This is a genomic window from Mucilaginibacter sp. P2_D11 (assembly GCF_056404435.1).
Window position 1 is genome coordinate 45,831 of record NZ_JBFUEA010000009.1, and the last position, 12,779, is coordinate 58,609.

General features: G+C 46.5%; 7 protein-coding genes. 4 read left to right on the forward strand and 3 right to left on the reverse strand.

Annotated elements, in window-relative coordinates:
* The first annotated feature begins 29 nt into the window (after window positions 1–29).
* From araA to AC1DXC_RS15460, 4 genes are all read left to right on the forward strand, one after another.
* Window positions 30–1,520: an L-arabinose isomerase gene (gene araA, locus AC1DXC_RS15445; RefSeq protein WP_477460055.1), complete on the forward strand. Its 1,491-nt coding sequence runs from the start codon at window positions 30–32 to the stop codon at window positions 1,518–1,520.
* A gap of 68 nt (window positions 1,521–1,588) precedes the next feature.
* Complete coding sequence (locus tag AC1DXC_RS15450; RefSeq protein ID WP_477460056.1) at window positions 1,589–3,295, forward strand: sodium:solute symporter family transporter; 1,707 nt, start codon at window positions 1,589–1,591, stop codon at window positions 3,293–3,295.
* Between the two features lie 139 nt (window positions 3,296–3,434).
* Window positions 3,435–6,311: a family 78 glycoside hydrolase catalytic domain gene (locus AC1DXC_RS15455; RefSeq protein ID WP_477460057.1), complete on the forward strand. Its 2,877-nt coding sequence runs from the start codon at window positions 3,435–3,437 to the stop codon at window positions 6,309–6,311.
* A 368-nt stretch (window positions 6,312–6,679) separates the two neighbouring features.
* Window positions 6,680–9,853, forward strand: a complete 3,174-nt coding sequence (locus tag AC1DXC_RS15460; protein ID WP_477460058.1) for a DUF4062 domain-containing protein — start codon at window positions 6,680–6,682, stop codon at window positions 9,851–9,853.
* A 98-nt stretch (window positions 9,854–9,951) separates the two neighbouring features.
* On the opposite strand, the gene AC1DXC_RS15465 is transcribed toward AC1DXC_RS15460, so the two are convergent.
* The 3 genes from AC1DXC_RS15465 to AC1DXC_RS15475 form a co-directional block, all read right to left on the reverse strand.
* Complete coding sequence (locus AC1DXC_RS15465) at window positions 9,952–10,239, reverse strand: hypothetical protein (protein WP_477460059.1); 288 nt, start codon at window positions 10,237–10,239, stop codon at window positions 9,952–9,954.
* Between the two features lie 2 nt (window positions 10,240–10,241).
* Window positions 10,242–11,756 (reverse strand): PAS domain S-box protein, encoded by a 1,515-nt coding sequence (locus AC1DXC_RS15470; protein ID WP_477460060.1) that lies wholly within the window; start codon window positions 11,754–11,756, stop codon window positions 10,242–10,244.
* Between the two features lie 129 nt (window positions 11,757–11,885).
* Window positions 11,886–12,734 carry a metallophosphoesterase family protein gene (locus AC1DXC_RS15475; RefSeq protein WP_477460061.1) on the reverse strand — a complete coding sequence of 283 codons (849 nt, stop codon included), beginning with the start codon at window positions 12,732–12,734 and terminating at the stop codon, window positions 11,886–11,888.
* Window positions 12,735–12,779: the final 45 nt, after the last annotated feature.

The following is a 12,779-nucleotide window of genomic DNA, read 5'->3' on the forward strand; positions in this document are numbered from 1 at the left end:
AAAACCTCATATCCCATATCTAAATAACAATGATCGATCTAAAAACATTTGAAGTTTGGTTTATTACCGGCAGCCAAAATTTATACGGCGAAGAAACCTTAAGGCAGGTTGCAGAGCATTCTAAACATATAGCCGCAGGACTTGACAGCGCAGGGCAGATCCCCGTACGCGTAGTGTACAAGCCCGTGGTAAAAAGCACCGACGAGATATACCAAACCCTGCAGGAAGCTAACGTTGCGCCAAACTGTATCGGTATCATCACCTGGATGCACACCTTCTCGCCGGCCAAGATGTGGATACGTGGTTTGAATATATTGCAGAAACCCATGCTGCATCTGCATACCCAATACAACCGCGATATCCCATGGAGCAGCATAGATATGGATTTCATGAACCTGAACCAAAGCGCCCATGGCGACCGCGAGTTTGGCTTTATGGTATCGCGCCTGCGCAAAAACCGTAAGGTGGTTGTTGGCCACTGGCAGGATACCGGCGTACTAGACGAGATAAACGGCTGGGCACGCGCCGCAGCAGGCTGGCACGATTGGCAGGGCGCAAAATTTGCCCGTTTTGGCGATAACATGCGTTTTGTGGCCGTTACCGATGGTGATAAGGTAGAAGCCGAAACTAAATTCGGGTTCTCGGTAAACACCTACGGTATAGGCGATTTAGTTGCCGTGATTGATAGCATCAGCGAAGCAGAGGTAACTGCACTTACAGATGAATACGAAAGCCTGTACACCATGGACGCATCGCTTGTAAAAGGCGGCGCGGGTTACTCATCGGTTTACGAGGCGGCCAAAATAGAACTTGGATTAAAGAAATTCTTGCAGGATGGCGGCTTCAAAGGCTTTAGCGATACCTTCGAAGATTTGCACGGCATGGTGCAGCTGCCGGGCATAGCTTCGCAGCGTTTGATGGAAGCCGGCTACGGCTTTGCAGGCGAGGGCGACTGGAAAACTGCCGCTTTAGTACGCGCATTCAAAGTAATGGGCAGCGGCCTTGCAGGTGGCAATGCCTTTATGGAAGATTACACGTATCACTTCGACCCAAGCAACGAACTTGTTTTAGGCTCGCACATGCTGGAGATCGATTCATCTTTAGCCAGTGGCAAACCTGCATTAGAGGTACATCCACTTGGCATTGGCGGCAAAGCTGATCCTGCCCGTTTGGTATTTAACGTGGCCGGCGGCAACGCACTAAACGCATCCCTTATTGATATGGGCAACCGTTTCCGTTTGCTGGTGAACGAGGTAGTAGCTGTAGAGCCCGAGCACGACCTGCCCAAACTACCCGTGGCGCGCGTGCTTTGGAAACCCCTGCCCGATATGAAAACCGGCTGCGCAGCCTGGATATACGGCGGCGGCGCGCACCATACCGCTTACAGCCAAAACTTAAGTGCCGAACTATTGCAGGATTTTGCAGATATGGCGGGCATAGAATTTATGCGGATAGGCAAGGATACAACCATACCGAATTTCCGCAACGAATTACGCTGGAACGAGATAGCTTACAAATAATTATCAAGACAGGCAGCCGAATGGGAACAGGCTGCCTGTTTATAAAACCTAATTAACAAAACCAAATTATGAACAAGTTTACTACTATAGATTACGTCATTTTCGTTGTCTATTTCATCATAGTATCCAGCTATGGTTACTGGGTTTACAGCCGCAAAAAAATAAAAGGCGTATCAGACAGTAAGGATTTCTTCCTTGCCGAAGGCTCGCTTACCTGGTGGGCCATCGGGGCCTCGCTCATCGCATCCAATATTTCTGCCGAGCAGTTTATCGGGGCCAGCGGCACGGGCTTTGCCGTAGGTTTGGCTGTGGCCGCCTACGAATGGGTAGCTGCTATCGCACTAATTATTGTTGCTGTATGGTTTGTGCCGGTGTATCTTAAAAATAAGATATTCACCATGCCGCAGTTCCTGCATAAGCGGTATAACGAATCCATGAGCTTTATTATGGCCATTATCTGGCTGTTTATGTATGTATTCGTTAACTTAACCTCCATCCTTTACCTTGGTGCGCTGGCACTGAATAACCTTATTGGCGGCGATGTAAACAGTATGCACATCATCATTATTGCGCTGGCTGTGTTTGCTTTGTTTATTACCCTGGGTGGTATGAAGGTTATTGGCTTTACAGATGTAATACAAGTGCTGGTATTGGTTATTGGCGGCTTAGCCACTACCTATATCGCGCTAACCTTAGTGAGCGAAAAATTCGGTTACGGCAAAGATGCCATTGCAGGTTTTAATGCCATGCTTAAAGATGCACCGGAGCACTTTAAAATGATTTTGGCCAAGCCAAAACCAGGTGCACCGCAGGCCGATATTGATAAATACCTTACCCTGCCGGGCATTGCCATGTATTTTGCAGGCCAATGGATAGTGAACCTTAACTATTGGGGCTGTAACCAATACATTACCCAGCGCGCCCTTGGTGCCGACTTGAAAACCGCGCGTACAGGTATCCTGTTTGCCGGTTTAATGAAACTGGCAATGCCTATTATCGTGGTACTGCCGGGTATAGCTGCCTACGTTCTTCACAAAAACGGCGGCCTGCAACAGGAGATGCTGTCGGGCGGTAAATTCAATTCCGACAATGCTTATTCTGCTGTGCTTGGCTTTTTGCCAACCGGTTTAAAAGGGCTTTCGGTAGCGGCGCTTACAGCTGCTATTGTGGCTTCGCTTGCGGGTAAAGCAAACAGTATCTCTACCATATTTACGCTGGATATCTACAAAAAACACATCGATAAAGAGGCCAGCGAACACAAAATGGTGAACGTTGGCCGCTGGGTTATTTTGGGTGCCATGGTGCTTTCTATCGCCCTTACCTGGAAAGATCTTTTGGGTATCAGCGGCGAAGGAGGCTTTACCTTTATCCAAAAATATACCGGCTTTATCAGCCCGGGTATATTTGCCGTATTCATTTTAGGTTTCTTCTGGAAACGTACTACTGGCGCAGCGGCTATTGCAGGTATCCTCACCAGCTTTGTCATGTCGGTAGTGTTCAATAACTATGCACCGGCCTGGTTCGGGCACGAAACCTTCTTGTACACTGCTTTCCCGAGGGCAAACGGCACCTGGGAAATTCCGTTCCTCATTTGTATGGGGTTGTCGTTTTTGTTCACCATTATCGTGATGGTGGCTTTAAGCTTTGCAGGGCCTAAAATTAACCCTAAAGCTTTTGAAATTGATAAGAGCATGTTCAAAGTGGACAAGAGCACGCTTGCGCTTATCATTGTAACCTTACTATTGTTAACCGCACTTTATGTGAGGTTCTGGTAAAGGCTTAAAATGTCCCTCCTCAGTAATAAATGGTAATATATCGAAAGGCTGAATCGGGCGCCCGCCCGACAGCCTTTCACTTTTTAAAAACAATTTTGAGCAGCGATAATATCATATAGGTTACCAAACCCGGCATACTATGAGGACAAAAACGGCTTTCAAATTTATACTTTTTGTGTGTATGGCTGCTTTAACGCAAACTGCTGCAGCACAGCAAAAAAGGTATATACCCGATGCGTTAAGCTGTGAGAATTATGCAAATCCCCTGGGTGTAGATATACAAACCCCCGCCTTAAGCTGGATGATTAAATCCTTATCGCCTGCTGCAAGGGGAATGCGCCAAACAGCTTATCAGGTGTTGGTAGCGGCATCTGAAAAAAACCTTAAAGCAGATAAAGGCGACGTTTGGAACACGGGCAAAATTGCATCCGGCCAAATGAACCAAATAGCTTATTCGGGGAAGGCGCTGGTATCGGGACGAAAGTATTGGTGGAAAGTACGTATCTGGGATGAAAAAGGCGAGGCATCCAACTGGAGCGCACCCGCATTTTGGGTGATGGGCATTTTGACTGATAAGGAATGGAACGCCAACTGGATATCTGCCGCAGGCGCAGAAAAGTATGCGCATGAATACAAATCGGCAAAAACAGATTTTAACTTAAAACGCGACCTGCCAGAATACCGCGCTAATAAACCGACGCCTACGGATCTCAATTTTTCGTCGATGTTGCTGCGTAAATCATTCCCGGTAAAGCCGGCCCTAACCCGTGCGGTTATTAATATCAGCGGACTTGGCCAGTACGAACTAAGCATTAATGGCAAAAAGGTGGGCGATCAGATACTTTCGCCGGGATGGTCCGATTATCGCAAAACGGTGCTTTACGATACTTACGATATCACCAGCCAGTTAAAAAATGGTGCGAACGCAATCGGCATTATGCTGAGTAATGGCATGTATAACATCACGCCCGATTCTGTGCGATATGTAAAATTCCTGAGCTCCTACGGGCCGCTAAAAGTAATAGCCACCTTAAAACTGGAGTATGCAGACGGATCGGTACAGGTTATCGGAACGGATAAGTCCTGGAAAGTATCGCCGGGGCCGGTAACCTATTCAAACCTTTTTGGTGGCGAAGATTACGATGCCCGTTTAGAACCCGCCGGTTGGAACACCGCCAATTTTAAAAAAGTCGCGGGCTGGGCTAATGCTCTAATTTGCCCTTCGCCTGGCGGAGCGTTAAAAGGCTTATCGTGTGCGGCACCGCCGGTGAAAGTGATAGAAAGCCTTAGCCCTGTAAAAGCAACAAAGCTGAGGCCCAACCTTTGGGTGTACGATCTGGGGCAGAATGCCTCCGTTATGCCTAAAATTACGGTAAAGGGGGCTAAAGGCGCATTCGTGCGTATTATCCCATCCGAACTGCTGGCAGCTGATGGCACCGTTGACCGCAGCTCGGTTACGCAGGACGGTGTTCGCCCGGCCTGGTGGCAATACACTTTGGCATCTGATCAGCCCGAAAAATGGTTCCCCAAGTTTTTTTACCAGGGAGGCCGTTATTTGCAGGTGGAATTGCATCCCGCCCCCGGCGATAACACACTACCCGTAGTCCAGACACTACAAGGCGAGGTGGTACATTCCTCGGCAACACCTATCGGTAGTTTTTCCTGCTCAAACGAGTTGTTTAACCGCATATATGCACTGGTAAGGTGGGCGCAGCGGAGCAATATGATGAGCATTATGACCGATTGCCCGCATCGCGAAAAACAAGGATGGCTGGAAGAATGCCACCTGAACGGACCTGCCTTACGTTACAATTTTGATATGGCACCGCTATTCCGCAAGGTAATGAACGATATGAACGACAGCCAGTTGAGTAGTGGTCTTGTACCCAATATTGCACCGGAATTTTTCCACGCCAGTGCCGATCCAAACAACGCCTTCCGAAACTCCCCCGAATGGGGAAGTTCGTTTATCATCGTTCCCTGGCAACAGTATCTTTTTTCGGGCGATATCTCGTTAATGCGCACTTATTTTCCAAATATGAAACGCTACGTGGCCTTCCTGGAGTCGACTGCAAAAGACAATATCTTGCAAACAGGCCTTGGCGATTGGTACGATATCGGGCCTAAACCCGCATGGGGATCGCAACTAACCCCGGAGAGTTTCACGGCAACTGCTATTTATTTTTATGACAACCAGATCATGGCGAAAATGGCTGCCCTTTTAGGCATGAAGGCAGATGCTGAAACCTACGCCCGAAAGGCGGAGGCCATCAGGATGGCTTTTAATAAAGCCTATTTTAAGGCAGAAACCAATAGCTATGCAACAGGGTCAAACACCACTTATGCAATGCCGCTATACCTTCATATTGCCGACCCAACAAACAGGAATGCCCTGATAAAAAATTTGGTTGCAGATATCCGTAAACAGGGTAATTCATTTAATTCGGGCGAGGTTGGCTACCGGTATCTGTTAGGAGCATTGTCTGACGAAGGTAGCTCCGATGTGATCTATGATATGAATAACCAATCGGACAGGCCCGGTTATGGTTACCAGTTAAAAATGGGCGCGACCGCACTAACCGAGAAATGGGATGCGGGCGTGGGAAGCTTTGGGTCGCAAAACCATTTTATGTCGGGCGAGATCAGCCAATGGTTTTTTGAAGGTTTGGCGGGAATAGGCGCTGACGAACGCGGCGCCGGTTTTAGAAAGATGATTATAAAGCCTGCCGTTGTGGGTAACCTTACCTGGGTTAAGGGAAGCTACCAAACCGTAAGCGGTGTTGTTTCTACAAGCTGGGAGCGGCAGGGCGACCAATTTTCATTAAAAGTGACTATCCCCCCAAATACAGGGGCCACAATTTACTTACCGGCAGGAAATGCAGAAACTGTAAAGGAAAACGGTAAACCTGCCGTCGCAGCCAGTGGGGTAAAATTCATCCGGTATGACAACGGGCTGGCGGTTTATGAAGTAGCATCCGGCAGTTATCATTTTCAATCGATACTTCAAAAGCAATAACAGTAAAAAGAATAATTGAGCCCGTTGTGGAACTTACCAAAACCGCGGTTAATGTGCGGTTTTGGCAGGGTAATTAAAATGTCTCTCCTCAGTAATAAATGGTAATATATCGAAAGGCTGAATCGGGCGCCCGCCCGACAGCCTTTCACTTTTTTAAGGGGCTTCTTGTATCGATTGTTCGAACCAAACAAAAGCGCTACTTTGAAGAAGGCAATGAAAAAAAGCGTAGGGTCGTCCTGAGCCTGTCGAAGGGCGTGCGGAGGCCAGGAACGGATCATCTATTAGCCGCGCACCGAAAAATTACCAGGCAAATAAATTGCCGTAACTGTAATGCGATTTGTTTATATTTAAAAACCTAACCATAAACAATGAGCATCGATAACAACTTCCTGCCAAAACAATTCCTGGGCGTAACTATCTCCAGCACCTTTACCGACTTAGAAGACCATCGTGCGGCGGTGGTTAAGGCGATAAAATCACACGGCATGACAGATGTTGCCATGGAGAACGACTCGGCAAAACTTTTAGATGTCATCGACTCATCATTACAAATGGTTAGAGATGGGTCAGCTTATATCGGCATTATCAGCAAAAAATACGGGCAGGTACCGGAATGTCCCCGCAGGAATCCCGAAAATCTTTCGATAACAGAACTGGAGTTTAATGAGGCGCAAAGGCTGAATCGGCCTGTGATTCTTTTTATTATGGGCAAAATGCATCTGATAACCGAAGATGATATTGAACCCGATCCTGTTAAAAAAGAAAAGCTTAAAGCATTCACCGAACGCGCGAAGCAGATTTCTTCCGACTCTAAAGTCCACCGAATTTATGCTGTTTTTGAAAGCCTGGATGATTTTAAAAGCAAAATAGCCGCACCGGCATCCGACATTAGGCGTCACTTAGAGCAACAACCGTCTCCCCAATCCATAAACGAAATAAATACAGCAAAAAGTAAAGAGGATTTAGTAGACCCCATTCCGAGCCCGCCGGCGCTATATGCAGAACCAGCCTATATCGGCTCTCATAAATTTGTTGGCCGGCAATCTCAATTAGACGATTTAAATGATTGGGCGCAACCGGCTAATCCACACGTTATACTTCTTTTTGATGCTATAGGCGGGAGTGGTAAAAGTATGCTTACCTGGGAGTGGACAAATAATCACGCGGTTAATGTGCGCAAGGATTGGGCAGGTATTTTTTGGTATTCGTTTTACGAAAGAGGAGCTGTAATGGTAGACTTTTGCCGGCATGCGTTAGCTTACATGACCAAATCCCCTGTAGAGGATTTTCAAAAGAAGAAAACAGCCGAACTTAAGGGCATAATCATGCACCATTTAAAAAGCAAACCATGGTTGTTTATTCTCGATGGTTTGGAACGCGTGCTTGTTGCGTATAACAGGATTGATGCAGCGGAAATACCGGATGAAGATCTGAATACGCCAACTGACAAGATTGTAAATAGAGACCCCTGCATTTGCATTAAAGATGAAGACGACGACCTGCTTCGGTTATTTGCCTCCGCTTCGCCTTCTAAAATATTGATCAGCTCCCGGTTAGTGCCGCGCGTATTGTTTAATACCGCAAATCAACCTATTCCCGGGGTGCAACGGATTGTATTGCCCGGCCTTAGGCCCGCTGATGCTGAAGCACTCTTTATAGGATGCGGGGTTTTCGGTGATTCGGTCACCATTCAAAATTATCTCGCTACCAATTGCGATTGTCATCCGCTCACCATTGGCGTACTGGCTGGCTTGATAAACAATTACCTGCCGGATAAAGGAAATTTTGACAAGTGGTTGTTAGACCCGACGGGGGGAGTTTCGCTAAATCTCGCTGACCTCGATCTAATTCAAAAACGGAACCATATTTTGAGGGCGGGCTTAGACGCCCTAGATACTAAAAGCCTCCAATTGCTATCAACCCTTGCGCTGTTATCAGAAGCGGTAGATTATCAAACCTTAGCCGCGTTTAATCCGCATTTACTCCCAGAGCCCAAAGCTGTGAGTAAGCCCGATATTGCCGACTTTGGACCGTTACAGAATTCATCTGATTTGACAAAAACGACGATTCAAAATGAATATGATTTACAGATGAAAAACTGGCAGCAGTACACTGAAGATTTAGACAAATGGCAAAAATCGTCGGCACACAACGCACCAAAAGAATTGGCGAAAACTATAAAAAATCTGGAGATAAGGGGATTACTGCAATACGATCATAACACTAAACGATATGATCTTCACCCGGTGGTACGTGGTGTAGCTTTAGGAAGTTTGGAGGGTTCGGAAAAACAAAAATACGGAAAACAGGTCGTCGACTATTTTTCTGCGCAAAGCCATCACCCGTATGAACAAGCAGAAACGATGGAGGACCTAAGTATCGGCCTAAATCTCGTAAAAACGCTACTGAAGCTTGGCGAATATCAACAAGCCTACGACGCATATTCCGGCGGACTAAATACTGCACTCGCTTTTAATTTAGAAGCAAATAATGAGGCATTGAGTGTTTTGAAACCTTTTTTCCCGAATGGATGGGACAATTTCCCAGTCGGATTAACAGGTATAGACGCAATTCAATTAATGAACGAAGCCGGAATTTTGTTATATAATATCAATCAACAAGAAGAAGCCCTTATTTTATATGGCATGTCGATAAAAGCAGGCATAGAATTTTCAGATTTGGATTTTATATTTATATTATTAAACAACATTGAGGCAGCTTTAAGTGGATTGGGCATGCTTCGCGAAGAAGATTCAGTATTAAATTTGATGGAATCGGTTGCTGTAATTAGCGGTGAAGATATAACCCTGTTCAGCGCTCGATTGTGCCGTTTTGATTTCTTAAGAGATCTCGGCAAATGGGCCGAAGCGATGACTATATGGACATTATTGGATCCTATGGGGCGTGATTGGACTCGCAATCATTATCGTCCTGGTTATGCAGAGTATTTATACGCCAGAGTTGCGTTCCATGAGGGAAAGATGACCGAAGCGGATTTGATCAATGCTGAAAAGTTAGCCAATCAAGGTAAAAACAGAGCAGTGGTTAGATGGCTGTACAATCTTCGTGGAATGTGGTTATTTGAACAGGGCAGCTATTCTGCTGCGATGGAAAGTTTTGATAATTTGGTACAGATGAATCGCGTAACAGGAAAACCGGATTTGTCGTCTGAGGTTTGGCTAGCGTTAACAAAGCTTCAGCTTAACCAGCTATCGGACCCTATTGCTGAAGCCGAACGTTTAAGCGCAGTTAGGCGTCCGGCAAATCGACCGCTTGCAGAATTGTGGTTTGCAATCGGCGATATGAATAAGGCCAAAAAATATGCTATCGACGCTTTCAATGAAGCGCTAGGGAGCGGTGAACCATATGTTTTTCGTTATGGTTTGAACAAAAGCATCGATTTGTTAAATCGCCTTGGTGTCGAAATTCCTGAAATACCACAACACGACCCGACTAAAGATAAAAAGTTTGATTGGGAAGATGATGTCGTTGCTTTCATCGAAAAATTACAACAGGAAAACGAAAGTGAGGATGATATTTAGTTCTTGTGGGCATTGCGTTTTCACACACCGGGGCGACGTGTTTTGCGCTGAAAACAGACCTGGAATTTTCTGGAAATCCATAGCTAAACTTGTACGATTTATTGGAAAAAGCTGGAAATTTTTTGGCGGCTGAAAAACGTGCTTTTAGCTAAAAAGGCCGTTTCCATGCAAATAAGGCAGTTTTTGCTTTCCGCAAGAAAAGGCACTAAAAACTCCGAAAAATTAAGAAAAACACGGAAAAACACCGATTTTTTAAGGTTTTCTGGAGGTTTCAGCCTTCCGCAAGGACAGCAAACAGCCATGTAAACTCTGTCTTGGGCGCGCGTAATTTCACCGCATTTGTCCAACATTTCTATAAAATAAAACCGGACAAAAATAGCAACCAAAACTAGTGCGTGTTTAAACTGAAAAAGAATACCGAGCCTACCCCCTCTTCGCTTTCTACTTCGATTTTGCTGTCGTGGTAACGCAGTATCTCCGAAACCAGGTACAAACCTATCCCGAAACCCGACACGGTTTTTGTACGTTCGTTTTTTGAGCGATAAAAACGCTCGAACAATCGTTCCTGGTCGGCAGGGTTAATGCCTACGCCTTCGTCTTTTACGTAGATCTTTACCTTGCCCGGCTGCTTTTCACAACCGATGGTAATGGTGCCGCCCTTCGGCGAATACTTAATGGCGTTGCTCAACAGGTTCATTAGTACCTGCCCTATTTTATCCCTATCGGCAAAAAGCTGAACGTCTTCACAATCTTTCAGCACCACTTTATGGTTCGATGACAGGTACTGCGCATCGTTGGCGGTTTCGTCTATTACGGGATGCAGTTCAAATGCCTCCATATTCATGGATATCTTGCCATCTTCCAGTCGGGCAAGGCTCAGGAAATCCTGTATCATCACCGTCATTTTACGGGCCTGTACGTTTGCACGGGTAAGCGCATTGACGGTAAATGCATCGCCGGTTTTTTTGGCATTGGCCAGCAGCACCTGCACGTAACTCATCATGGATGTTAGCGGCGTTTTAAGCTCATGGCTTACCATGGCAATAAAATCGTTCTTACGCATCTCCTCCTGCTTCTTCTCGGTGATATTACGGGCTATTTTAGAGAGGCCAATGATATTCCCCTCATCATCGAGGATGGGCGAGATGGTTAGCGAGATATCCAGCAGTTCGCCGGTTTTGGTTACGCGTTTGGTTTCAAAATGCTCTACACGCTCGCCCCTGCTAAGCCGGCTCAGTATCAAAGCCTCCTCTTCCTGCCTGTCTTCGGGGATGAGCTTCAGGATGTGCTGCCCTGTCATTTCTTCCTCGGTGTAGCCAAAAGTACGCGTTGCCGAAGGATTCCAGCTGGTGATGATGCCCTCCAGTGTTTTACTGATGATAACATCGTCGGATGATTCAATTATCGCTACCAGCCTCGCGCTCTTCTCCTGAGCAAGTTTAGCGCCGGTAATATCCATCACGGTTCCAATAAAGAAAACAGCTTCGCCGCCCTTAAAATATACCTTACCCTGCGAGCGTATCCACCTGCTTTCGCCGTTATCGAACCGCACTATCCTGAAAACGATATCATAGGCACCTGCACCGGCGGGGTCCATGGCCTTTTGTATGGCGCTGTTTACAAAATCGCGGTCATCGGGGAAAATGTGTTCGGCAAAAACGGCAAAGGTAATTTCGGTATCGGCAGGGGCTCCGTATATCCTGCGGCATTGGTCAGACCAGCTTAAATAGCCGGTAAGCGGGTTGTATTCCCAGGTACCTACATGTACCGATTCCATCACCATGTTTAGCCTGGCGATGCTTTGCTCCGATTGCTGGGAAACCTGCAGCAAACGGAGGTCTAAATCTTTTTCACGTTGTAAGGATAGGGCAAGTTGTGCTTTAAGGGCATCAATTTCTTCCATCGAGGAATGGTTGTTTACACCGGGGCAGTGTTTCCGGCGGGAAGTTACAATTTTTGCAACAACAATCAGGAATGCTGTTATTAAAATTTAAATAAACAGAAAATTGTTTTCCTTATTAATTAAGCAAGGCTACAGTTTGTTACTGTTCAAAACCGGGTTTTGGCTGGCATTTACCTGGTAGGTGAAAATTTGGTAGTTGTTGTCAATCTCCACTATGCGATAGCCTTTATAATCGGTCCCCCAGTCGCCGCCGATATGCGAATCGAAAAAATGCGGGAACTTATTGCCGGTGTACCTAACGCCATCAAGTGCATGGTCGTGCCCGTGGAAGGCGGCTTTTACATTAGGGTAGCTGTGTAGCAGTTCTACGGTTTCGGGGCAATCTAAAAAGCCCTCGTCCTTAACCCATTTTACCGGCGGGATGTGCAGCACCACGAAAACAATCTTTTTCGCTGCGAATTTATCCAGCGAGGCTTTGATAAACGTATTGTCGGGGCAAACGTATCCGCCTTTGGTATCAGCCGTATTAGCCAGCACAAAGGCTATATCGCCATGCTCAACGGTGTATTTATCTTCGTAGTTGAATGCATTTTTCCAGATGGCGGTATCGGCAAAATCGTGGTTGCCGGGGATGGTGTGATAGGATACATCCAACCTATCCAGGTATTTGGCCTTTATCTCGCGGAGCAAATCGGGCCGGTTATGCACCAAATCGCCGTTCACAATAACCATATCCAGGTGGTTTTTGGCATGGTCGGCATTGAGCCATTTGATGAGGTTCGCGGTGTTTTCGGCGTAAGGCGTACCCTGCTGGCCGTAATGTATATCAGATGCCAGCGCGAAGCGTAACATTGGCTTTGCCGTCGCGCCACTTTTATACCGGTTGCCCGGGATGGCAAAGCTATCAACCGCGGGTAACAAGGTAAGGCCTGCCAAAGCGGTTAACCCGGTGCCGATGAATTGCCTGCGGTTGCTCATTGTTTTTGATGTAAAAATAACGGTTGGGTATTAAATCGGCGTTAA

Bases quoted from the DNA above. Each gene is read 5' to 3' on its own strand.
- araA (WP_477460055.1), top strand. From the start codon at position 30: ATGATCGATCTAAAAACATTTGAAGTTTGGTTTATTACCGGCAGCCAA.
- AC1DXC_RS15450 (WP_477460056.1), top strand. From the start codon at position 1,589: ATGAACAAGTTTACTACTATAGATTACGTCATTTTCGTTGTCTATTTC.
- AC1DXC_RS15455 (WP_477460057.1), top strand. From the start codon at position 3,435: ATGAGGACAAAAACGGCTTTCAAATTTATACTTTTTGTGTGTATGGCT.
- AC1DXC_RS15460 (WP_477460058.1), top strand. From the start codon at position 6,680: ATGAGCATCGATAACAACTTCCTGCCAAAACAATTCCTGGGCGTAACT.
- AC1DXC_RS15470 (WP_477460060.1), bottom strand. From the start codon at position 11,756: ATGGAAGAAATTGATGCCCTTAAAGCACAACTTGCCCTATCCTTACAA.
- AC1DXC_RS15475 (WP_477460061.1), bottom strand. From the start codon at position 12,734: ATGAGCAACCGCAGGCAATTCATCGGCACCGGGTTAACCGCTTTGGCA.